The organism is Micromonospora sp. SD19 (assembly GCF_054462275.1).
Genome location: NZ_JBTLMN010000014.1, coordinates 135,679 through 157,294, shown reverse-complemented (window position 1 = coordinate 157,294; position 21,616 = coordinate 135,679). Strand labels below are relative to the sequence as shown.

Genomic DNA, 21,616 nt, shown 5'->3' with positions numbered 1-21,616 from the left:
GTATCAGTCGTCCGTACGGCCGAAGGAGGAGCCGCCCGCCTGGGTGAGCAGAGCGTCCAGCTTCGCGCCCGTCTGCGCTGGTAGGCGGTCTCGTCGTACCAACTCGGCGATGCGGTCCCGCAGGTCGTCGACGCGCTTGGCGCGGTCCCTGGTGCGGCGGTTGAGGTCGGCGAGGTCGTCGCGCAGGTCTTCGGCGGTCTTCGGGTCGACGTCGCCGCGGGCGACGGCGGTGGCGAGGACGGCGGCGAACTCGCTGGTCACCTCCCGGAAGCTGACCGGTATCTGCTGCCCGCCCGTCGGCGGTGCGGTGCTGGCGGGGGGCACGGACGGCGTGGACGGTGCGGCCGGCGTCGGCGACTGCGTCGTGGGCGCGGGGGCCGGCGCGGAGGTCGAGGGCGCCTCGGCGATCTCTGCCGGGTCGGGTGTGCCCGGGTTGTCGAACGGATTCTGCGCGAACAGGGCGCCGACGCCGACCAGCACGGCCAGCACGGCCGCGACGAGCGCGGCGAGGGGCCGACGCTGTCGACGTCGAGCCGGCACGGCGGGAGCCGGGACGGGGCGCGCCAGAACCGACCGGTCGATCAGGGTGGGCGGGTGGGCGGCCGGCCGGACGCGCAGCAGCTCGGTGGGCGGCTCGACCGGCTGACCGGCGCCGAAGCGGCGGGCCAGCTGCGCGGCGCTCGGCCGGTCGGCCGGGTTGGCGGCCAGGCAGGCGACGGTCAGCTGGGCGATGTCGGCGGGGAGGCCGGGCACCCGCAGCGGCGGCACCGGGGTGCCCCGCCGGTGCACCTCCAGGGCGTCTTCCCAGCTCTGCACGGGCAGTGGCGCCTGCCCGGTGAGGGTGCGGTAGAGCAGCGCGCCGACGGCGTACACGTCGCTCGCCGGGTCGGGTGGGCCGGCGGTGAGCCGTTCCGGGGCGAAGTAGGCGGGGGTGCCCATCACCGGTTCGCCGGACTGGCTGTCGAGGCCGCCGAGCGCGGCGATGCCGAAGTCGAGCACCTTGGCGCCGGTGTCGGTGAGCATGACGTTGCCGGGCTTGACGTCGCGGTGCACGACGCCGATGCGGTGCGCGGCGGCCAGCGCGGCGGCGATCTGCCCGGCCATCCGGACGGCCTCCGGCCAGGGCATCGGCCCGGACCGTAGCCGGTCAGCCAGGTTGTGACCGTCGACCAGCTCCATCACCAGGTACGGCACGACGACGCCGTCGGCCAGGGTCGCCTCGGCGTAGTCGTACACCTGGGTGACGTGGGGGTGGGTCAGCCGGGCGGCCGCGCGGGCCTCGCGTTGGATGGTGGCCCGCAGCTGCGGGTCGGTGGCGAACTGCCCGGCGAGCACCTTGATCGCCACCGGCCGCCCGAGCACCTCGTCGTCGCCACGCCACACCTCGGACATGCCACCGAGACCGATCCGCTCGTGCAGCACGTAGCGGTCGTGGAGGCGGAGGGTGGGCCGGAGCGGAGACATGGCTTCCCCAGTCTGCCTGGCAACGCCGCTGTCGACCACTCTGCGTGCCCGAACCCGTACTGATCGTCCCGTGCGTACCGGAATGGGGTTGGTTCGGGTCAGGAGCAGCGCGGGGTGCCCGGCAGCGGTCGCGGTTGGATGCGGTCGGCGAGCCGGCGCAGGGCGAGGGCGGTGGCCACCCGGGTCGGCGCGAGCAGTGCCCGGCGGGGGTGTTCGACCTGGACCGGGGCGTCCGGTCGGGCCGAGTTGACGTGCCGGTTCATGGCGTCGAGCGCGGTGACGTATCCGGTGGGCAGTTCCATGGTCAACTCCTCGGGACAGGTCCGGTGGAGTCCCGGACGACGAGTGCGGTGGGCAGCAACACGTGACCGGCCGCGGGGTCCGCGGGCGGGTCGAGCAGGAGTTCGGCGGCGATCCGGCCCTTCTCCTCGGCCGGTTGCCGGACGGTGGTGAGACCGGCCGCGGCGGCCTCGGGGACGTCGTCGAAGCCGGTCACCGAGACGGTTGGACGATCATGGGCCGGCCGCGCGGCCAGGGCGTCCAGCACACCGAGCGCGAGGACGTCGGAGCCGGCCAGCACGGCGGTCGGCGGTGCGGGTTGGTCGAAGAGTTCGGCGATGGCCGCCGCCGCCGCTTTGCGGCTGTTGCCGGGCGCGTTGACGACTGTCAACTCCGCCCAGCCGACGCCGACCTCGGCGAAGGCGTCGGCGAACCCGGCGAGCCGGCCCCGGGTGGTCGGATGCGGCACCTGGTCGACCCCGGCCACGGTGAGCGGGCCGGCCGGCGCGTCGGGCAGCACGGAGTCGGCGAGCAACGCCACCCGCCGGTGCCCGCGCCCGGCGACGTGCGCGGCGGCACTGCGCGCGGCGGCCCGCTCGTCGATGCCGACGTACCGTTCGTCAGCGCCGGCGTTGTCGCGGGGCGCCGTGCTGACGTACGGCAGCCCGCGGTGACGGATGACGTCCAACGCCCATTCCTCGTCGGCGACGCAGTAGACGCAGAACCCGTCGACGGCGGCGTTCTCCACCGCCCGCCGGGCGTCGGTCACCGCCGGCGGCAGCGGCACCAGCAGCATGCTCGTGCCGTGCCGCTCGGCCGCCGCGCCGACACCGGCGAGGAAGCGGACCGCGAACGGGTCGGTGAAGGCGTACGACAGTTGCGAGGTGAACAGCACCCCGATCGACCCGACGAAGCCTCGACGCAGGGAGCGCGCGGTGGGGTTGGGGCCGGGGTAGCCGAGTTGCCGGGCGGCGTCCAGGATCCGCTCGCGCAGGGCGGCGGAGAGCTGGTCGGGGCGGCTGTAGGCGTTGGACACGGTGCTGCGGGAGACGCCGACGGCGTCGGCCACGGCTTGCAGTGTTGGCTTCACCGGCACCTCTCTGTATCGATCCAGTCTGTATCGATACAGAGACTAGCCCGACCGGTCGGCGTCGGTCAATACGTGAACTGAGGGACCCCGCCCGCGGGGCCGGCGCGGCGGAGGATCAGACGGGGTACGTGTCGTCCAGCAGCCGGTCGAGGATCTCCGCCGTACGCTCCGGCGGCTCGGCCTCGACACAGAGCCGTTCCATCGCCACCGCGTAGTAATCCAGGTCGTCGCGCTTGTCGAGGTAGATGGCGCTGGTGAGCTGTTCGATGTAGACGATGTCGGGCAGCTCCTGGTCGCCGAAGCGCAGGATGGTGAAGGCGCCCCCGGCGGCGGCGTGACCGCCGGCGGCGAACGGGATCACCTGGAGTCGGATGTGGGGCGACTTGGTCGCCTCGATGAGCGCGGTGAGCTGACCGCGCATGACCTCGGTGCCACCGATGGGCCGGCGCAGCGCCGCCTCGTCCACCACGGCCCAGAGCTGCGGCGGATTCTCCCGGTGCAGCAGCTGCTGACGCTGCATCCGCAACGCGACGCGCCTGTCGATCTCGCCGGGACCGGCCGTCCCGTGCCCCAGCAGCACCACCGCCCGGGCGTATTCCGGGGTCTGCAACAGGCCGGGCACGAACTGCACCTCGTAGCTACGGATCAGCGCGGCGGCGGCCTCCAGGCCCAGGTACGACTGGAACCAGGACGGCAACACGTCGCCGTAGCGGTGCCACCAGCCGGGGCTGTTCGCGTCCCGCGCGAGCTTGAGCAGGGCGTCGCGCTCGTGCTCGTCGGTGACGCCGTAGAGCGTCAACAGGTCGGCGACGTCGCGCTCCTTGAAGCCGACCCGGCCCAGCTCCATCCGGCTGATCTTGGATTCGGAGGAGCGGATCTCCCAACCGGCGCCCTCCCGGGTCACCCCGCTGGACTCCCGGAGGCGGCGCAGTTGGGCGCCGAGCAGCATGCGCAGCACGGTCGGCCCGGTTGTCGGGCCACCCTCGGCGGGAACCATCGTCACGTGCGGACCTCCGGACACCGACCCACGGCGGCCGGGCGCCCCGGCCCGGCCGACGTGTAAGCATGCCATGGACCGACAGTGAGATGAACTCCTCCACGTCGGTGAATAAGTCCCGTCGCCGGGACAACCGACGGTCAGTTGATCAGGTGGTCGAAGTCACCGTCCCGCGCGCCGAGAACGAAGGCGGCGATCTCGTCCACTGTGTAGATCAGGGCCGGCCCCTCCGGGTGTCGTGAGTTGCGGACCGCTATGCCCGCTCCCCCGGGCAGCTCGGCGAGTTCGACGCAGTTGCCGCTGGGATTGCTGCGGCGGCTCTTCTGCCAGCTCAGCGGGGGCAACTGAGGGATCGGTACGCCATTGGGTGGCTGATGCATGGAGGCGTCTTTCTGTTACGAGCCCGCCGGTGGCCGTGGGAGGAGCGGTAACGGCGAGGGGGTGCGGTATCGACATTGGACGGTTCTGCACGTGCATCTGCTATTGCATCTGCATCCGACGGCGAGCATGATAACGCACATGATCGGTGCCCATCCGTTCACTTTGTGTTACCCCCACACGGGCAACGATCAGGCAAAACTGGGCCTGACGCGGCGCGCCGCGTCAACCGAAGGCTGGAGGCGGTCGCGGCGATGGGAGGGTTCGTGCCGGATCCGATGAGTGTCGCCTCCGGCGTCTGCGCGGCCGGCGCGCTGCTCTCCTCCTGGCAACTACGCCGCCGCGCGGTGCGCGCCGAGGCCGAGATCAGCCACCTCCAGGCCGAGTTGGCCGCCGAGCGGCACGCCGCCAGCCACGACCCGCTCACCGGGCTGCCCAACCGACGCGCCTTCTACCGCCTGGCTGCCGCCCTGCTCACCGACGCCGCCGGCCAGCCGCTGATCGCCGTGGTGCTCGACCTGGACGACTTCAAGCAGATCAACGACCGGTACGGGCACGCCGCCGGCGACCAGGTGCTGATCAGTGTGGCCGAGCGGCTCGCCGGCTTCGCCGGGGACAACCTCGTGGCCCGCCTCGGCGGCGACGAGTTCGCCGGTCTGCTCTCCAGCCCCACCGTCGACCGCCGCTGGATCGAGCACTCGACCCGCCGGCTCAGCGAGACCGTCGCCGCGCCGATCCGGCTGAGCGGGTGCAGCGTCCGGGTCACCGCCTCCGTCGGGCTGGCCCCGGTGACCGGCCCGGCCCAGCTCACCGACGCGCTCAGCCGCGCCGACGCGGCCATGTACCAGGCCAAGAGCCTCGGGGGCGCCCGGTCGCCCCGCCAACTGGTCGACAGCGCGTTCCTCACCGAGCGCTGACCGTTCAGGCGACCGGCGCGCCGAACCACCTGGACAGCTGGCCAAGCAGGTCGCTCTGATCGTCGCCGGCCCACGCCACGTGGCCGTCCGGCCGTAGCAGCACCGCGGGCACGTCCAACTCCTCGCTGACATCGACGACGTGGTCGACCCGCTCCGCCCAACCGGCGACCGAGAGCTGACCGGTCTGGTCGAGCAGCAGGCCGCGGCCCCGGTGCATCAGCTCGTAGAGACGCCCGCGCTTCAGCCGTACGTCACGCAGGTGACGACCGAGCATGTCGTGGCCCTCGCCGAAGTCGTAGCGGACCCCGATCGCGGTGACCTTCTCAATCAGGTACCGGTTGACGTCGTCGAAGTCCATCAGCTCGGACAACAGTCGGCGCACCGAGCGGGGCCCCGGCTCCGGTGAGAGCAGCAGCATCTGCGCCCGGGTGTTGGTCAGGACGTCCTCGGCCACCGGATGACGTTCGCTGTGGTAGCTGTCCAGCAGCCCCTGCGGCGCCCAGCCGGCGATCTCGGCGGCCAGCTTCCAACCGAGGTTGAACGCGTCCTGGATGCCGAGGTTGAGCCCCTGCCCACCGGTCGGCGGGTGGATGTGCGCCGCGTCGCCGGCCAGCAGCACCCGGCCGACCCGGTACCGCTCGGCCAGCCGGGTGGCGTCACCGAAGCGGGAGAGCCAGCGCGGTGAGTGCACGCCGAAGTCGGTGCCCGCGTACACCAGCAGTTGGCGTTTGAAGTCCTCGATGGTCGGCGGCACCGTGCGGTCCTCGACCACCCCCTCGGCCGGGACGACGACGCGGTACACCCCCTCCCCGAGGGGCCCGAGACCGAATCGGAGATGGGTCCTGCGGACCTCGGCCACCACCTCGGCCACCGCCTCCGGCGGCACCCCCACCTCCATCTCACCGAGCAGGGTCTCGACGCTGCTGGGCTCGCCGGGAAAGCCGACGCCGAGCAGCCCGCGTACGGTGCTGCGACCGCCGTCGCAGCCGACGAGGTAGCGGGCACGCAGCTGGGTGCCATCGGCCAGCCGCACCGTCACCCCGCTGTCGTCCTGGCTCAGTCCGACCAGTTCGCTGCCGCGCCGGATCTCGGCGCCGACCTCGCTGGCGTGCTCGCTCAGCAGGCGATCGGTGACGGTCTGCGGGATGCCGAGGACGTACCCGTGCGCGGTGTCCAGCCCGCCCGGCGACGGCTTGGAGATCGCGGCGAAGAAGCCCCCGACCGGGTGCTGCTGCCCGACCGCGAGGAACCGCTCCAGCAAACCTCGCTGGTCCAGCACCTCGATGCTGCGTGCGTGCAGGCCGAGCGCGCGCACGTGGCTCGTCGGCTCGGTCTCCTTCTCCAGCACCAGCACGTGCAACCCGTGCAGTCGCAACTCGCTGGCCAGCATCAAGCCGGTCGGCCCACCGCCAGCAATGATCACATCGATCATGGAATCCCCCGATTTTCCCAGATTTGGGCGTCGGCTGGAGATTCTGCTGCACCACCCGGGTCTTGCCGCAAGGCCAGGGGTGCGATATACGTTGGAGGTGGCAGGGAGCGTGTTCGCTCTTTGCTCTCCTTTTTGCCCGCGTAGCCGACGTGCCCGCCGTAGTCGACCTGCCCGGCGCTCAGCGCTGTCGGTCAAGGTCGCGCAACGCCGTGTCGGCGAGGCTGACCAGGCCCACCGGTGACACCAGCCCACGCACGATCCGCGCCGCGCGGCTCCGGTCGGCCGCCTCGGCGTCGAGGTCCAACGCCTGCCGGGTCCAGTCGCTGAGGTCGTCGAGCGCGCGGACCGCGAGGAACCAGGCCAGGCGCGCCCTGTCGACCTCGGTCGTGCCGTAGCCGGCGAGCACGGCCCGCTGCTGGTCGGGAGTGATCGGTGCGAAGGCGAGCACCCCGCCGAGCACGAACATCAGGTCGCACTCGGGCGGGGCGAGCACCGCGTCGTCCCAGTCGATCAGCCAGACCTGCCCGTCCGCGCCGAGCAGCAGGTTGCCCAGGTGCGGGTCACCGTGGCAGACGACGTGCGAGCCGGGCCGGTCGCGCTGCTCGGCCGCGCGGCGCTCGACCTCGCGGGTCACGAACCGCAGCCGGTCCGCCACCGCTGACCACACCCCCACCAGGTCCGCGACCAGCGGGTCCGCGAGATCGCCCGGGTCCGGGTCGCGCAGCCGCTCGGCCACCGCCCGGGTCGCGGTCACGATCGAGGGGTACGCCGCCCCGCCCGTCGGCAGCAACCGGCTGAGCTCCTCGGTCACCGGCACCGCGTGCACGGCGGCCAGCACCTCGCCGTACGCCCGCCAGTGCGCGTCGGTCATCGGGCCGTCGAGCGCCCGCTGGTCGGAGACCCACGGCACCACCGAGAGGCGGCGGCCGTCGTGGTCGATGGACAGCCGTCCGCCGACGGACCGCAGCGGCGCGGCGATGCCCGGCACCCCCTGTCCGGCCAGGTACGCCGTCACGTCCAGGCCGGCCGGGGTGCCGCCACCGCTCAGCTTGACCGCGTACCGACAGCCGTCGGCGGCCTGAGCCAGCCACAGTCGGGCATGCAGGTCAGCGCCGGAGGTGACCCGCTCCATCGTGGACAGGTGCAGGCCGAAGCCCGTTCGTACCTGTTCGGCCACCTGCCGCGCGTCGTCCTGCTCCATGCGGACACCATGCCAGCGCTCCGGCCACCGACCCAGCGGTTTTGCCGGTCGCCGGGGTGTTCTGAGGCGTCCTATCCGGGTATGGGATACCGGCACCAGCTACGACCGCCGAGAGGAACCGACGTGGCGACCATCCGCGCCCTCGTACTCAACTGCACCCTCAAACCGTCGCCCGCGCCGTCGAGCGCCGAGCAGCTCGGTCGGGAAGTGCTCGCCGAGTTGGCCACGCAGGGCGTGGAGGGCGAAATGATCCGGGTAGTCGATCACGATGTGCGTTTCGGGGTGTCCACGGACGAGGGCGACGGCGACGGTTGGCCGGCCATCCGCGCCAAACTGATGGCAGCCCAGGTGCTGATCATCGCCACGCCGATCTGGCTCGGTCAGCCCTCCAGCGTCTGCAAGATGGTCCTCGAACGCCTCGACGCCGAACTCTCCGAGACCGACGCCAAGGGCCGCCTCCGCACCTACGGCAAGGTGGCCGGCGTCGCCGTGGTCGGCAACGAGGACGGCGCCCACCACACTATCGGCGAGGTGCAGCAGGCACTCAACGAGGTCGGGTTCACCATTGCCGCCGCCGCCGCGACCTACTGGGTCGGCGAGGCGCTGGACACAGTGGACTACCGCGACGCCGGCCCCAAGCCCGACACCACCGGCCGCACCACCAAGGCTTTGGCGCTCAACACCGCACACCTGGCCCGGCTCCTCGCCGACCAGCCCTACCCGCCGCCGGACGCGAAGGGTGCCGGGGTCGGCCCGAGCCGCGAATAGACCTCACCGCCAGGTGCCCCACCGCTGGGGAAGCCCGGCGCGCGGCTCGCTACCGATCCGCCCCGGCCGGACCCGGCGCGGTCAGCGCCAGCCGTAGCCGGCGCGCAACGCCTGCCCGACCCGGTCGAACCGGGGCCGGTCCAACACGGCGCCCTCCCGGCGGATGCTGTCCTCGCGCATGGTGAGCACCCGGTCCAGCCGGACCCAGCTCGGCCGGTTGTCGCGGTCCCACTCCCCCGGCCCGAGCGCGAACCAGTGCCGCTGCCCGTCGCGCTCGCTCTGGCTGGACAGCATCAGCCCGAACAGGGTCCGGCTGTGGCGCCCGACGACCAGCACCGGCCGGTCCTTGCCCTGCCGGGGGTCGTCCTCGTACGGCACCCACGTCCAGACGATCTCGCCCGGGTCGGCCTGACCGTCGCGCTCCGGGGCGTAGGTCAGCTCCCGACGCTGCAACGCGCTCACCTGACGACGGCGAGCCACCTGCGCGGGCGCCGGCCCGGTACGCCGGGGCGACGGGATCACCGCACCCACCCGGGAGATACGCGCCGCGACATTCCTCAACAGACCAGCCACGGCGGGCAGCCTACCCGCCGCCGTGGCGGGCGGGTGCGACAGACTGGCCCGATGGACGAGCTCCCCCGCGACCTGCCGATCCTTGAGCGACGTGCGGTGCGGCTGGTGGTCACCGACGGCACCGAACGGGTCCTGCTGTTCCACACCCGGGACCCGGACCACCCCCGGTTGGGCACCTGGTGGGAGCTGCCGGGCGGCGGCATGGATCCCGGTGAGACCCATCGCGACACGGCGGTGCGGGAGCTGCGGGAGGAGACCGGCATCGTGATCAGCGCCGACCAGGTGGGCGCGCCGACCTGGCGGCGCCGGGCCAGCTTCCTGCACCGCCAGGTACGGCACCTGCAGGACGAGGTTGTCGTCGCCGTCCGACTGGCCGGCCCCGGCCCGGACGTGGACGAGACGCACCGGCTCGACTACGAGCGGGAGGACTACTTCGGCTTCCGCTGGTGGCCGTTGCCCGAGGTGGTGGCCAGCCGGGAACGGTTCTACCCCGGGCAGCTCCCTCGGCTGATCACCCCGTTCCTCGCCGGCACGGAGATCGACGAGCCGTTCGAGCTGTGGTCGTGAGCCAGGCCGGCGGGCAGAGTAGGGGCATGACGACAGCGCTGCACGGGCCCCTCTCCGCGTACGCCGCACGGCTGCACGCGACGATCGGCGACCGGCATCACGTCGCGTCCCCGCTCGGAGCCTGGTTGTTGCTCGCGGTCTGCGCCGCTGCGGCGGGCACCTCCGACCCGGCCACCAGGGACCTGACGCACGCCCTGGGCACCGACCCGGCGGACGCCGCCGAGGTCGCCCGAACCCTGCTGGACGCGCCGCACCCGCTGGTCGGGGCCGCCACCGCGCTCTGGCACCGGCCGGGGCAGGTCAACGGGCCGGCCGCGTGGCGGGCCGCGCTGCCCACCACCACCGCCGTCGGCGTCCTGCCCGACCAGGCCGGGTTGGACGCCTGGGCGCGTGAGCACACCCTCGGCCTGATCGAGGCGTTCCCCCTGCGGGTCGGGCCGGACGTGGTGCTGGCCCTGGCCAGCGCGTTGGCCACCCGGGTGTCCTGGGCCACCCCGTTCGACGTCGCCGACGCCCGCGCACTCGGCGCCGGCAGCCCGTGGGCCGGCCAGTTGCGGCGGGCGCTGCGCAGCCCGAGCCAGGGCCACCGGTGTGCCATCGTCACCACCGCGCGGGCCGGTGACGTGATCGTGCACGCCGCGCCGGCCCGGACGACCGACGGCGCGGGGCTGGTGGTGGTCTCGGTGGCCGCCGCGCCGCAGGTGCCGCCGGCCGACGTGCTGGCCGTCGCGTACGACCTCAGCGCCGGCGCGGCCGACGGCGCGCAACCGGCCGACAGCCGATCCCTGTTCGACCTGCCGCTCGGCGATACTCCCCTGTGGACGGTCACCGAGCAGCGGGTACGCACCCGGGCCGCCGGCGGCCGCGAGGAGCGACACCACGCCGTACTCCCCTGCTGGTCGGCCCACAGCGAGCACGACCTGACCGCTGCGGCGCTCGGTTTCCCGGCCGCGTCGGCAACAGTGGCGAAGACGTTGGCGCTGCCGATCGAGAACGTCGAGGCGCGACAGACGGCGATGGCCCGGTTCGGCCGGTACGGCTTCGAGGCGGCGGCGGTGACCGGGATGTTCGGGCTGACCAGTCTGCCGCCGGAGGGCGTCGCCCGCACCGCCGAGCTGCGCTTCGGTCACCCGTACGCCGTCGTGGCGGTCGCCACCGACACCCGGGGCGACGGTGGCACCGGACCGTGGCACGCGGTGCCGGTCTTCTCCGCCTGGATCAGCGAGCCGGAGGAGCTGCCCGAGGCCGACGCCGCCGACCGGTGACCCCGGAGCGGCGAGCCGTGGCCCGAGTCCTCGTCACTGCTCGCCGAGGAGATCGGCGATCGGCAACCGTCGGATCAGGATCGCCGGCACGAGCGCGGTGAGCACGGTGAGCAACAGCGCCGCCCCCGTGACGGCCAGCGCCACCAGCGCCAGCCGTCCGTCCACCCGGCCGACCAGCAGGGCGACCGAGCCGAGACCGGCGGCTACCCCGAGGACGCAGCCGAGCGCGCCGACGCCGAGCGCCTCGTAGACCACGAGGCGGTTGAGCGTGAGGTCGGGCCAGCCCACGGCCTGGAGCGTGGCGAACTCCGCCGAGCGTTCCCGCACGTTGAGGTACAGCACGTCGGCCACGCCGAGCACCCCGACCAGCAGCACCCCGCCGACCGCCACCAGATCCACGTCGCGCACCTGCACGGAGACCGCCTCACCGAGCAGCGAACCCACCATGCCGTCGTTGAACGCCCAGAGCGCCGCCAGGATCAGCGTCACCGCGCCGACGCCCGCCGCCAGGCTCGTCGCGCCGGCGATCGTACGCGCGGGTGCCCGTCGGAGATTGGCCACCGCGAGCCCGGCGAGGCTTCCCGCCGCGGCTCGTCGGGCCGGTGTCACGCTCGGGTGTAGCGCCTCCGCCGACCGGGTCCGGGCGGCCCGCAGTGCGGGCAGGGCACTGGCCGCCGCGGTCAGCAGCACCGCGAGCGGCACGCACAGCAGTGTCACCGCACCGGAGACCTGCACCCCGGCAAACCGACCGAGCAGCACCGACAGGCCGGCGCCGAGCACGCCCGCCGTCAGCCCGAGCGCCGTGGTCTCGGCGAGGATCAGCATGCTCAGCCGCCAGCCCGGCCAACCGATGCAGGCCAGGACGGCCAGTTCGCGTCTGCGGACCCGAACCGCCGTGGAGACCGCGTTGCCGACGAGCAGAACGCAGACCACCAGCAGCAGCCCCAGCAGCAGGATGTTCTTCCGATCGACGGCGGTGACGATCTCGGTCGCCACACCCTTGCGGGTACGCGCCTCCGCCAGGTTCAGGTCGGGGCGACCGAACTCGCCAGCGGGTAGCAGCACCGGACTGCGTACCGTCGATCCACCCAGGACCACCTCGACGGTGAGGCCGGTCTGCCGTACGACCTCGTCCGCCACCATCCGGACCCGCTCCCGGGCCACCGCGTCGAACCGGTCGATCCCGGCGACCCGGATCCGCACGGAACTCAGCGGGGCGGCGGCCAACGCCGGCGCGACGCTCGCGTACAGCTCGCCGGCAGCGGTCAGGCTGGTCACCAGGCTGGGCGGGTGGCGCGGGTAACCGAGCGGGTCGTCTGTGGCAAGCAGTGGACGGTCGCCGAGCAGATCACGCGAGCGCGCGTCGGCACCCACCGGCGGGGTCGGACGGTAGAGGTCGAGTGCCTGCTGCGCGGCGCCGGCGGCGGATTCGAGCGCGTCGGGCGTGAAACTGCCCACCGGGGCGACCGACCACCCCGACCGGTCGACCAGGCTCACCGGATCCCCGGTGGCGACACCGCCGGTAGCGAGCCACGAGTCCCGCCACGCGTCGTCGATCGTCGGGTCGGCCGCGTCGGGCCCGTCGGATCGGGGCAGCAGCTGGTCGCTCCCGTCCGGCTGCGGCGCGTAGGTCGGCGGTCCAGGCCGGAGCAGGGTCATCATGGCGGAGAGTGGAGCGCGCTCGGCCACTGCGGCATCGAGCCGGGCGCGGTAGAGCCGCGCCAGGTCGTGCCGGGCCGCCTGCGACGGCCCCTTTGCCGAGGCGTTCAGCAGCGGCCAGAGCGCCTGCGTCGCGGTGCCGGGCACCTGGTCGGCGACCCGGCCGGTCAGCCGGGACACGGAGATGTCCATCCGCTCGTCCACGGCGAGGGTGTCGGCGGCGAGCACCGGCAGCGTCCGGCCGGCCGGGCCGCTCGGCGGCAGGGCGGAAGTCCCCGCGACGCGGCCCGCCGAGGCGACGGCGTCGACCCCGGTCAGGTAGCGGCCCTGACGCACCGCCTGATCGAGGCCGACCAGGCGCGCCTCAGCCGCCGGATCGATCGCGGCGATCACCGCCGGTGCCACCGACGGCAGCTGGATCTCCAGCCGGGCGGTCGCCGGCACCACTGACGCCGGCCGGCCGGAGGTGAACACGGAGGCACGCCGGAAGGTGCCGTCGGGGAGCAACTGGTACGCCTCGATGGTGCTGACCTGGGTGCGCCGGGCGTCCGGGTCGAAGCTGCCCGCCGCGATGTCGCACACCTGCCGACGCCGGCCGTCCGGCTGCACCTCCAGCGGGCCGCCGCCACCGGTGCCGGGGCACTCGGCGGCGGACGTGGGCTGGCGAACCCGGGTGCCGTCGGCGTAGATGAACGCCTGACTGTTCAGGTCGGCCAGCGGCACCAGCGGCCGCCGGGACACGTAGATGTAGGCCGGCGCGGCCGTCACCGTGCTCAGTCCGCGGTCCCCGCTGATCCGGCGGGCGATCTCGATGACCTGCCGCTCGGCCGCCCGGTCGACCTGCTCTGTCACGTCCACCCGCAGGTCGGGTTGGATGTCGGCGATTCCGAGGACCGCCAGCGGTGCGGCCACCTCGACGCCGGGGACCTGTTCGATCTGCCGCCACTGCTCCAGCGCGATGCCGCCGTAGGCCGCGGTGGGTCGGTCCTGATGCAGCAGGCCGGTGACCGGTGCCGCAGGGTGCACCAGAATGTCGTACGACGGCCGGAACTGCCCGTCGACGGAACCGCTCGCGACCAGCCGGGAGGTGCTCGCGGCACCGGTCAGCACCGTGAAACCGGTGGTCGCCATCAGGACAGCGGCGAACATCGCCAGCGATCGGCCGGGAGTGTTCCGCAGCTGCGACCGGACCATTCGCCACACGGCGTCAGCGGATCTGGTCGTCGTGGGTGCGGGCGGACCAATCGTGATCGGTCGGCCACCCGGTGGTGCTCTGCCCGCTCGGACCAGACAGCTCTGCCATCGCGTTGCCCCCGCACTGCTCGGCATGAGAGGCGAAAGTACCGAACGCGGCGCTGACCCATCAACCCCGTGCAACGCGAGCGGACCTCGCCGCAGGGGCCGGTCAGGGCGGGTACGGGCCGGACTACGGGAACTTGGGGCTGCCGCCGCCGTCGCGCGGCAGTCGCGCCACCATCTCCCGGAACTCCCGTACCGTCATCGCCGACCGCAGGGTGGCGAAGACGGCCCCGGTTCCGGCCCGGGCGGTGGCCGGGTCCACCCCGGCGCGCTCTCCCACCAGCCGCAGGAACTCGGCGGGGCCGGCGTCCGGCGGTGGAACGGCGGTGGCGCCGCCGACATCCAGACCCACGCCGGTGTGGATCGCGTCCATGCCGGGGTCCGAGCCGACGGGCACCACCGGATCCGGGGTCGGTCCGCCGGTCCCGGCCGCATCCGGGGCTGGGCCGCTCAGGTAGCCGCCGACCTCGTCCGGTAGGTGCCCCACCAGGTCGCCGGGCGCGCTGCCGATCACCCGTTCGGCAATGGTCTGGAGTACGGCCCGGGCGAGCACCGCGGCCTGCTCGGCCGGCAGGCCGGACCGGTTGGACACCGCGTCGATGAAGTACGGGAACCCGTCGCCGTCGGTCACGCTCGGGCGGTTACCCCTGGCCGGGCGCGACAAACTGGCGCTAGGTCAGCAGCCCCTCGGCCAGCAGGTGGTCAAAGATGATCTGGTCGACCGCCGAGGTGCGGTGCCGGTCGGCGTACCCGAGCCAGGCCATCTCGGCGATCTCGCTCGCCGGCCGAAGCCGGCCCTGGTAGCCGGCTCGGTAGCAGGTCATCCGCACTGTGGTGCCGGTCGCGTGGCTGTGTGCCTGAGCGGTGAAGGTGCCCAGGTGCACGGCGCCGGACACGTCGACCTCGACGCTCAACTCCTCGTCGATCTCCCGGCGCAGGGTCTCCAGGTCGGTCTCGCCGGGCTCGCGTTTTCCACCCGGCAGGTACCAGACGTCCTTCCCCTGCGACCTGGTGCTCAGCACCCTGCCGTCCTCGATGAGGATCCAGGCCACCTTGTCGATCTCGCGCACGACGCTCCTTCCGGCCGGTGGGATCGGGCACGCTACCACCCGGATCCCGCGCTCAGTCGGCCAGCAGGTCGAGCAGCAGCGCGGCGGTCCAGCTGAACGCCGGTGAGCCCAGCCCGGCGCCGGTGTCCGGGTGGAAGTACTCGTGGCAGCCGGCCCCGGCCACCAGGCCGACCATCGAGCGGCGCAGCCCGGCGGCCAACTCCGGGTGTCCGTGCGTGAGCAGCCCCCGCCGGATCAGCCAGCCGATGTTGAGCCAGCTCGGCCCGCGCCAGTAGCGCAGCGGCTCGAAGTCGGGCGCGGTGCGGTCGTAGGTGGGCAACGGCCGGTCCATCCGCCGGGCCACCCCGAAACGCGCCGAGCGGGCCTCGACGACCAGCGCGTCGACCTGCCGGCTCGGCAGGTCGGGCAGGATCAGCGGTGCCAGCCCGAGCACGGTCCGGGCGCTCACCACCCGGTCGGTGCGCAGGTCGCGGGGTTGGAACGTGCCGGTGTCCGGGTCGTACAGCCGGCGTACCAGGGCTTCGGTGATCTGGGCCGCGCGGTCCCGGTGCGGCCCGGGGTCGCCGCCGACGAGCGCGGCGACCTCGGCGAGGGCGTGTTCGGCGGCCCCGAAGGCCGCGTTGAACAGCGGGCACTCCACCAGGAACGGGTGACCGGCGGCCAGGTCGCGGTCGGCGTAACGGTGGTCGCGGTAGGCGGCGACGATCGCCAGGTAACGCGCGTAGTCCAGGTCCGTGGGGCGGTGCGCGGCGTCGGCGTGCGCGGTGTCGTGCCGACGGTACGCGGACATGACAGCCGCCTCGGCCGGCACCGCCGCCATCGGCTCGTCCCAGGCCGGGCTGTTGTCCAATCCGGACTCCCACGGGTGCACGACGCAGACCAGCCCGTCGCCGGCCACGTCCCGCCGGTCGGCCAGGTAGCGCTGCTGGGCGACCAGCGCGGGATAGAGCCGGCGCAGCGCGGCCAGGCCGGCGGGGTCGGGTGCCCGCCGGTACGCCAGCAACGCGGCGAGCGCGTGCACCGGGGGTTGGACCAGGCCGGAGGTGGCCACCGCCGGTGCTCCGGGCACGTCGGCCGAGCGCCACATCTCCGGTCCGGGGAAGTACGCGCCGACCCGCAGCGCCGGGTTGAACACGATGTGCGGCACCCGGCCGTCGGCCCACTGTGCCCGGAACAGGCTCGCCAGCTCCCGCCAGGCGCGCTCGGGGCGGACGTGGGCCAGCCCGATCGCGATGAACGCGGAGTCCCAGCTCCACTGGTGCGGGTAGAGGGTGCGCGACGGCACCGTGTGGTCGTGTTCCCAGTTGGCGTCGAGCGTGTCGACCGCGAGCTGACGCAGCCCGCTCGGGTCGGCCGGGCCACCGGTGCGGGCGGCGTCGGCGCGCGTCGCTGGGGAGTCGGCGGGCACGCCGTTGCGGGCCGACTCGGCGGCGGGCGCGCCGACACCTGTCTGCCCAGCACCGGCGGTCATGCGGCGGCCCGCCGGGGCAGCGCGTGGCGCAGCACGGTGGCGGCCTGTTGCAGGGCGCGGACCGGGTCGCCGCGCAGCCGGCACTCCAGGGACAGCCACCCCCGGTAGTCCAGCTCCAGCAGGGTACGCACCAGCGCCGTCCAGTCCAGGTGCCCGGCGCCGGGCTGGTACCGGTTGGAGTCGCTGACCTGCACGTGCCCGAGGTACGGCGCGGCGGCACGCAGCGCGCGGTGCACGTCGTCCTCCTCGATGTTCATGTGGAAGGTGTCGGCGACCACCCGGACCGACGGCAGCCCGAGGGTGGCGCAGAGCGCCACGGCCTCGTCGAGCCGGTTGACCATGTGGTCCTCGTACCTGTTGAGGGGTTCCAGGAAGAGGGTGACCCCCTCGGCCCGGGCGTGCTCGCCCAGCTCGCCCAGGGCGTCGAGGAGGACCTGCCGGTCGCCGTCCGGCGGGCGGGGCGGCTCGAACGGTGGCAGCCGCCGGGAGAACATCCCCCAGGCGGCCGGGGTCATCACCCCGACGCCGCCCAGCTCGGCGATCACCGAGAGCTGGGAGCGCAGGTTGCGGATGGCGTCGGCGGACCGGGCGGCGTCGAAGTCGCCGATGAAGTGGTCCATCTCGACGCAGACGGTGGGCATCACCACCCCGGCGGCGCGGGCGCGGCGCAGCTCGGGCAGCCGGCGGGCGAAGGCCAGGTCGCCGCGCCCGCGTAGCTCGATGCCCTGGTAGCCGAGGGCGGCCGCGAGGGCGAACTTCTGGATCAGGTTGGCGCCCGGCAGGAGTTGTTCCTGACAGGCCAGCGCGATGGTGGTCATCTAGAACCTCAGCACGACTTGGAGGACGTCACCGGCGCCGCCGTCGAGCAGCGCGAGGGCGTCGGCGACCGCGCTGGCGTCGACGATGTGGCTGACCAGTGGCAGCGGGTCGACGCTGCGGTCGGCCACCAGGTCCATGAAGGTCTGCGCGACCCGGTCTCCGCTCCACCGGCCGGCCATGCTCGGCGCGGGGGTGGGCCCGGAGACCTGGGCGGCGACCAACTGGATGCGGTTGTGGTGGAACTCCTCGCCGAGGCCGAGCGCGTCGGCCTGGCCCTGGTAGAAGCCGGCGGCCACGACCCGGCCGGCGTGGGTGGTGGAGCGGATCGCCTCGTGCAGCGCCGGGTACGCGCCGGACAACTCCAGGCAGACGTCGGCTCCCCGGCCGTCGGTGGCCTGGCGCAGCACGGCGGCGGCGGATGTGGTCGTTGCGTCCACTATGGAGTACGCGCCGTACCGTGCGGCGTGCTCCAGCCGGGTGGGCACCGGGTCGACGGCCACCACCCGGGCCCCGGAGAGCACGGCGAGCCGGGTGGCGAGCAGCCCGATGACGCCCTGCCCGAAGACGCCGACCCAGTCGCCGAGGTGCAGGTCACCGGCGAGCACGGCGGTCAGCGCGATGGCGCCGGGGCGGGCGAAGACCGCGGCGAGCGGATCCAGCCCGGTGGGGAGCGCACGGACCGCGTCGGCGGCGAGCACCGCCTCGGCCCGGTGCCCCCAGATGCCCCAGACGAGCTGCCCCGGATGCCGGTCGGTGACCTCCGGGGCGACCTCGATGACCTCGCCGACCTCTTCGTAGCCGAAACCGATCAGCGGGTAGGGCACCGGGGTCTGTCGGGGGACGAACATCCGGGCGGCGTCGTCCCAGTCCTTGCTGAGCCGGGGATTGCTGCCCCGGTAGAGGGTCAGCTCGGTGCCGGCGGAGATGCCCGAGTAGCAGGTGCGGACTCGGACCTGGCCGGGGCCGAGCGGATCCGGCGGACAGGGCTCGAGGCTGATGCGTCGAGGCCCGGCGAGAGAGACCACCCAGTTGCCCATGTGTCACATCCCGGTAGCACTGGGTTCCAGGATAGCAAAAAATCGCCATATGTCTTGCTATTGATCAATCGAAGGTGTTGGATCCGTCATGTACCCTTCGAGAGGAGTGCCATCGATGTCAGCACCTCCGAGGCGGATACTCGCCACCACAGTGATCCTGGCACTGACCGCGTCCACCCTGCTGGCCTGCGGCGACGACGAACCGGACAGCAACAGCAAGAAGATCACCGTCTGGAGTCTGGAGGACGTGGCCGACCGGGTCACCGCCACCAAGGCGATCATCGCCGACTTCACCGCGAAGACCGGGATCCAGGTCGACCTGGTGACCGTCAACGAGGACCAGTTCCCCTCGTTGATCGCCGCAAACGCCGCCGCCGGCGACCTGCCCGACGTGGTCGGGTCGGTCTCCCTCGCCGGCATCCGTACGCTCGCCGGCAACGAGCTGCTGCACGCATCGGCGAACGCGGAGGTCGTCGACAAGCTGGGCAAGCAGACGTTCTCCCCGCGCGCGCTGGAGTTGACCTCCGACGACGGCGGACAACTCTCCGTGCCCAGCGACGGGTGGGGGCAACTGCTGGTCTACCGCAAGGACCTGTTCGCCGCGGCCGGCCTGCCCGCCCCCGACACGTACGAGCGGATCACCGCCGCCGCGGCGCGGCTGAACACCGGCGGCGTCGCCGGGATCACCGCGGCCACCGCCCCCAGCGACGTGTTCACCCAGCAGACCTTCGAGCACCTGGCGCTGGCCAACGGCTGCCAGCTCACCGACGACTCCGGCGCGGTCACCCTGGACTCACCCCAGTGCGTCGAGGCGTTCCGCTTCTACGGCGACCTGATCCGCACCAGCTCGGTGAAGGGCGCGCAGGACGTGGACACCACCCGGGCCACCTACTTCGCCGGCAAGGCGGCCATGGTCGTCTGGTCCCCGTTCATCCTCGACGAGCTGGCCGGGCTGCGTAACGACGCCAAGCCGACCTGCCCGCAGTGCCAGGCCGACCCGGGGTTCCTGGCGAAGAACAGCGGGTTCGTCACCGCGATCAAGGGACCGAACGGCACCGAACCCGCCCAGTACGGCGAGATCAGCTCCTGGGCGGTGCTGGACGGCGCGGTGACCGATCCGGCGAAGTCCTTCGTGGAGTACATGCTCAGTGACGGCTACCCGCGCTGGTTCGGCATGTCACCCGAGGGCCGTTTCCCGGTCCGCAAGGGCACCCCGGCCGAGCCGGAGGCGTACCTGACCGCCTGGAACACCAGCCAGGCGGGCGTGGACGCGAAGAAGCCCCTCGCCGACGTGTACGGCGACGAGGTGCTGGCCACGTTGCGCCGCAGCCCGGACACCTTCGGACGGTGGGGACTCAGTCAGGGCCAGGGCAAGCTGGTCGGCGCGATGCTCGGCGAGCTGCCGGTGCCCAAGGTGCTGGGCGACCTCATCGCGGGCAAGGCCGACGCGGCGGCCACCGCCAACCGCGCCAAGAAGGACGTCGACGCCATCAAGGCGGGCGTCAATTGACCACCACCGCGCCCGGCCCCGGCCGCTCCCCCACCCGGGAGCGGCCGGCGCCACCCCGGCGCCGACCCCTGACCCTGCGCCGCCGCGAATCCCGGGCCGGCCTCGCGCTGGTCGCGCCGACACTGCTCGTCACCATCGCGGTGATCGGCATCCCGATCGTGTGGACAGTGGTGCTCGCCTTCCAGCGGGTCCGGCTCGCCACGCTGCGCAAGACCGGCCTGTTCGGCGACTTCACCATGGACAACATCGACCGGGTGCTGCACACCCCCGGCTTCGCCGAGACGCTGTGGGTCACGCTGATCTACAGCATCGGTGGCACCGTCGGGTCGATAGTGCTCGGCCTGGTGGCCGCCCTGGTGGTCCGCCGGCCGTTCCGGGGCCGCACCCTGGTCCGGGCGTCCATGCTGCTGCCGTACGTGGCACCGGTGGTCGCGGCGACGTTTGTCTGGCAGGTGATGCTCGACCCACAGCTCGGCGTCGTCAACGCGTGGGGGCAACGCCTGCTCGGCTGGGACGCCCCGGTCCCGTTCCTCACCCAGGAGTCGACAGCGCTGGCCACGGTGATCATCTTCGAGGCGTGGCGCTACTTCCCGTTCGCGTTCCTGTTCCTGCTGGCCCGGCTCCAGGCGGTGCCCGGCGAGTTGGAGGAGGCCGCCCGCGTCGACGGGGCCACCCCCACCCAGCGGTTCCGGCACATCCTGCTGCCGCAGCTGCTGCCGGTGATCGCCCTGCTGGGCGTGCTGCGCTTCATCATGACGTTCAACAAGTTCGACGACGTCTACCTGCTCACCGGCGGTGCGGCCGGCACCGAGGTGGTCAGCGTGCGGGTGTACGAGTTCCTCACCGCCCGTACCGACATCGGGGCCGCCGCCGCGCAGGCTGTCGTGCTGGCCGTGGTGCTCATCGTGTTCGTGCTGATCTATCTGCGCTTCTTCGGACGGAGGGTGAGCTGATGGACCGGGACGTGGTCGAGACGGTGAGCCTGCGATGGCTGCGCCGCCTGGTGATCGCCGTGTTCCTGGTGATCACCGTCTTCCCCTTCTACTACATGCTGCTGCTCTCGGTGCGCCCCATCGAGCGGCTGCTGCTCGACCCCGGCGCGCTGGTGGTCGGCTTCGGTGAGCTGACAGTGGCCACGTACGCCGAGGTGTTGAAGGCCACCGACGACGGCGGCCAGGGTTTCCTCACCTTCATCCGCAACAGCGGGCTGGTCGCCGTCGCGGCGACAGTGCTCACCCTGCTGGTAGCGATCCCCGGCGCGTACGCGGTGGCCCGGCTGCGGTTCTTCGGCCGGCGGCAGGTGGACTTCCTGTTCCTGGCGGTCTACCTGTTCCCGTCGATCGTCATCGCGATCCCGCTGTTCGTGGTCTTCACCCGGGCCGGGCTGCGCGGCTCACTGTTCGGCCTGGTGCTGGTCTACATCTCGCAGACGTTGCCGGTGTCGGTCTACATGCTGAAGAACTACTTCGAGACCATCCCGGTCAGTCTGGAGGAGTCCGCAGCCATCGACGGTGCCGGTCGGCTCGGCATCATCCGGCGCGTCAGCCTGCCCCTCGCGATGCCGTCGATCATGGCGGTGGCGCTCTACGACTTCATGATCGCCTGGAACGAGTTCCTCTTCGCGCTGCTGTTCCTGGTCGACAAGCCCAACCGGTGGACGGTGTCGCTGGGGCTGTCCCTGCTCGCCGACGGGGTGGAGGTGCCCAAGACGGTGCTGATGGCCGGGTCGGTGGTGCTCACAGTGCCCATCGTGATCCTCTTCTTCGCCAGCGAACGACTGCTCACCGAAGGGCTGACCAGCGGCGCGGAGAAGGGATGAT

General features: G+C 72.7%; 21 protein-coding genes. 7 read left to right on the top strand and 14 right to left on the bottom strand.

Features of this window, described 5'->3' with window-relative positions; all coding sequences use genetic code 11:
* Nucleotides 1–3: 3 nt before the first annotated feature.
* The 5 genes from ACX27O_RS31275 to ACX27O_RS31255 form a co-directional block, all read right to left on the bottom strand.
* Nucleotides 4–1,464: a serine/threonine-protein kinase gene (locus ACX27O_RS31275; RefSeq protein ID WP_358130917.1), complete on the bottom strand. Its 1,461-nt coding sequence runs from the start codon at nt 1,462–1,464 to the stop codon at nt 4–6.
* A 98-nt stretch (nt 1,465–1,562) separates the two neighbouring features.
* Entirely contained in the window at nt 1,563–1,766 is a 204-nt protein-coding gene (locus ACX27O_RS31270) for a hypothetical protein (RefSeq protein ID WP_030336406.1), read from the bottom strand.
* Between the two features lie 2 nt (nt 1,767–1,768).
* Nucleotides 1,769–2,812, bottom strand: coding sequence for a LacI family DNA-binding transcriptional regulator (locus ACX27O_RS31265; protein ID WP_458940525.1), 1,044 nt, complete (start codon nt 2,810–2,812; stop codon nt 1,769–1,771).
* A gap of 136 nt (nt 2,813–2,948) precedes the next feature.
* The gene (locus tag ACX27O_RS31260; RefSeq protein ID WP_156057894.1) at nt 2,949–3,836 is read right to left on the bottom strand and encodes a helix-turn-helix domain-containing protein; all 888 of its coding nucleotides are present in this window, start codon (nt 3,834–3,836) and stop codon (nt 2,949–2,951) included.
* Between the two features lie 134 nt (nt 3,837–3,970).
* The gene (locus tag ACX27O_RS31255) at nt 3,971–4,210 is read right to left on the bottom strand and encodes a DUF397 domain-containing protein (protein ID WP_030336398.1); all 240 of its coding nucleotides are present in this window, start codon (nt 4,208–4,210) and stop codon (nt 3,971–3,973) included.
* A gap of 264 nt (nt 4,211–4,474) precedes the next feature.
* On the opposite strand from ACX27O_RS31255, the gene ACX27O_RS31250 reads away from it, so the two are divergent.
* The gene (locus ACX27O_RS31250; RefSeq protein WP_030336395.1) at nt 4,475–5,125 is read left to right on the top strand and encodes a GGDEF domain-containing protein; all 651 of its coding nucleotides are present in this window, start codon (nt 4,475–4,477) and stop codon (nt 5,123–5,125) included.
* Nucleotides 5,126–5,129: 4 nt separating this feature from the next.
* Here ACX27O_RS31250 and rox read toward each other — a convergent pair whose 3' ends face one another.
* A complete protein-coding gene (gene rox, locus ACX27O_RS31245; protein WP_458940524.1) occupies nt 5,130–6,557 on the bottom strand; it encodes a rifampin monooxygenase in 1,428 nt (475 codons plus the stop codon).
* 178 nt (nt 6,558–6,735) lie between these two features.
* The gene (locus ACX27O_RS31240) at nt 6,736–7,758 is read right to left on the bottom strand and encodes a phosphotransferase enzyme family protein (protein WP_458940523.1); all 1,023 of its coding nucleotides are present in this window, start codon (nt 7,756–7,758) and stop codon (nt 6,736–6,738) included.
* Between the two features lie 123 nt (nt 7,759–7,881).
* Here ACX27O_RS31240 and ACX27O_RS31235 point away from each other — a divergent pair, with 123 nt between their 5' ends.
* Nucleotides 7,882–8,526: a flavodoxin family protein gene (locus tag ACX27O_RS31235; RefSeq protein WP_458940522.1), complete on the top strand. Its 645-nt coding sequence runs from the start codon at nt 7,882–7,884 to the stop codon at nt 8,524–8,526.
* Nucleotides 8,527–8,607: 81 nt separating this feature from the next.
* On the opposite strand, the gene ACX27O_RS31230 is transcribed toward ACX27O_RS31235, so the two are convergent.
* Nucleotides 8,608–9,099, bottom strand: coding sequence for a type II toxin-antitoxin system PemK/MazF family toxin (locus tag ACX27O_RS31230; protein WP_030336385.1), 492 nt, complete (start codon nt 9,097–9,099; stop codon nt 8,608–8,610).
* 51 nt (nt 9,100–9,150) lie between these two features.
* Between ACX27O_RS31230 and ACX27O_RS31225 the strand changes: the two genes are divergently transcribed.
* Both ACX27O_RS31225 and ACX27O_RS31220 read left to right on the top strand, forming a co-directional pair.
* A complete protein-coding gene (locus tag ACX27O_RS31225) occupies nt 9,151–9,666 on the top strand; it encodes an NUDIX hydrolase (RefSeq protein ID WP_210866334.1) in 516 nt (171 codons plus the stop codon).
* Nucleotides 9,667–9,692: 26 nt separating this feature from the next.
* Nucleotides 9,693–10,931, top strand: coding sequence for a serine/threonine-protein kinase (locus ACX27O_RS31220; RefSeq protein WP_458940521.1), 1,239 nt, complete (start codon nt 9,693–9,695; stop codon nt 10,929–10,931).
* Between the two features lie 33 nt (nt 10,932–10,964).
* On the opposite strand, the gene ACX27O_RS31215 is transcribed toward ACX27O_RS31220, so the two are convergent.
* The 6 genes from ACX27O_RS31215 to ACX27O_RS31190 form a co-directional block, all read right to left on the bottom strand.
* The gene (locus tag ACX27O_RS31215; protein ID WP_458940520.1) at nt 10,965–13,739 is read right to left on the bottom strand and encodes an ABC transporter permease; all 2,775 of its coding nucleotides are present in this window, start codon (nt 13,737–13,739) and stop codon (nt 10,965–10,967) included.
* A 277-nt stretch (nt 13,740–14,016) separates the two neighbouring features.
* Nucleotides 14,017–14,520 (bottom strand): DUF2267 domain-containing protein, encoded by a 504-nt coding sequence (locus ACX27O_RS31210; protein WP_210862486.1) that lies wholly within the window; start codon nt 14,518–14,520, stop codon nt 14,017–14,019.
* A 40-nt stretch (nt 14,521–14,560) separates the two neighbouring features.
* Nucleotides 14,561–14,959 (bottom strand): NUDIX hydrolase, encoded by a 399-nt coding sequence (locus ACX27O_RS31205; RefSeq protein ID WP_210866339.1) that lies wholly within the window; start codon nt 14,957–14,959, stop codon nt 14,561–14,563.
* 52 nt (nt 14,960–15,011) lie between these two features.
* The gene (locus tag ACX27O_RS31200) at nt 15,012–16,430 is read right to left on the bottom strand and encodes an MGH1-like glycoside hydrolase domain-containing protein (RefSeq protein ID WP_247676324.1); all 1,419 of its coding nucleotides are present in this window, start codon (nt 16,428–16,430) and stop codon (nt 15,012–15,014) included.
* Nucleotides 16,427–17,248, bottom strand: coding sequence for a sugar phosphate isomerase/epimerase family protein (locus ACX27O_RS31195; RefSeq protein WP_030336376.1), 822 nt, complete (start codon nt 17,246–17,248; stop codon nt 16,427–16,429). The genes ACX27O_RS31200 and ACX27O_RS31195 overlap by 4 nt, the downstream gene beginning before the upstream one ends.
* Nucleotides 17,249–18,286, bottom strand: coding sequence for a zinc-dependent alcohol dehydrogenase (locus tag ACX27O_RS31190; protein WP_210863029.1), 1,038 nt, complete (start codon nt 18,284–18,286; stop codon nt 17,249–17,251). It lies immediately after the preceding gene.
* A gap of 115 nt (nt 18,287–18,401) precedes the next feature.
* Here ACX27O_RS31190 and ACX27O_RS31185 point away from each other — a divergent pair, with 115 nt between their 5' ends.
* Genes ACX27O_RS31185 through ACX27O_RS31175 form a run of 3 tightly spaced genes read left to right on the top strand, consistent with a single transcriptional unit; the run spans nt 18,402 to nt 21,615 of the window.
* Nucleotides 18,402–19,796: an ABC transporter substrate-binding protein gene (locus ACX27O_RS31185; protein ID WP_210866340.1), complete on the top strand. Its 1,395-nt coding sequence runs from the start codon at nt 18,402–18,404 to the stop codon at nt 19,794–19,796.
* Entirely contained in the window at nt 19,793–20,749 is a 957-nt protein-coding gene (locus tag ACX27O_RS31180; protein ID WP_210866341.1) for a carbohydrate ABC transporter permease, read from the top strand. Before ACX27O_RS31185 ends, ACX27O_RS31180 begins: the two co-directional genes overlap by 4 nt.
* Complete coding sequence (locus tag ACX27O_RS31175) at nt 20,749–21,615, top strand: carbohydrate ABC transporter permease (protein WP_030336367.1); 867 nt, start codon at nt 20,749–20,751, stop codon at nt 21,613–21,615. Before ACX27O_RS31180 ends, ACX27O_RS31175 begins: the two co-directional genes overlap by 1 nt.
* Nucleotide 21,616: the final 1 nt, after the last annotated feature.

Coding starts and splice junctions, on each gene's coding strand:
- ACX27O_RS31275 (WP_358130917.1), bottom strand. CDS start 1,464: ATGTCTCCGCTCCGGCCCACCCTCCGCCTCCACGACCGCTACGTGCTG.
- ACX27O_RS31175 (WP_030336367.1), top strand. CDS start 20,749: ATGGACCGGGACGTGGTCGAGACGGTGAGCCTGCGATGGCTGCGCCGC.
- ACX27O_RS31190 (WP_210863029.1), bottom strand. CDS start 18,286: ATGGGCAACTGGGTGGTCTCTCTCGCCGGGCCTCGACGCATCAGCCTC.
- ACX27O_RS31220 (WP_458940521.1), top strand. CDS start 9,693: ATGACGACAGCGCTGCACGGGCCCCTCTCCGCGTACGCCGCACGGCTG.
- ACX27O_RS31225 (WP_210866334.1), top strand. CDS start 9,151: ATGGACGAGCTCCCCCGCGACCTGCCGATCCTTGAGCGACGTGCGGTG.
- ACX27O_RS31255 (WP_030336398.1), bottom strand. CDS start 4,210: ATGCATCAGCCACCCAATGGCGTACCGATCCCTCAGTTGCCCCCGCTG.
- ACX27O_RS31270 (WP_030336406.1), bottom strand. CDS start 1,766: ATGGAACTGCCCACCGGATACGTCACCGCGCTCGACGCCATGAACCGG.
- ACX27O_RS31240 (WP_458940523.1), bottom strand. CDS start 7,758: ATGGAGCAGGACGACGCGCGGCAGGTGGCCGAACAGGTACGAACGGGC.
- ACX27O_RS31200 (WP_247676324.1), bottom strand. CDS start 16,430: ATGACCGCCGGTGCTGGGCAGACAGGTGTCGGCGCGCCCGCCGCCGAG.
- ACX27O_RS31215 (WP_458940520.1), bottom strand. CDS start 13,739: ATGTTCGCCGCTGTCCTGATGGCGACCACCGGTTTCACGGTGCTGACC.
- ACX27O_RS31195 (WP_030336376.1), bottom strand. CDS start 17,248: ATGACCACCATCGCGCTGGCCTGTCAGGAACAACTCCTGCCGGGCGCC.
- ACX27O_RS31185 (WP_210866340.1), top strand. CDS start 18,402: ATGTCAGCACCTCCGAGGCGGATACTCGCCACCACAGTGATCCTGGCA.
- rox (WP_458940524.1), bottom strand. CDS start 6,557: ATGATCGATGTGATCATTGCTGGCGGTGGGCCGACCGGCTTGATGCTG.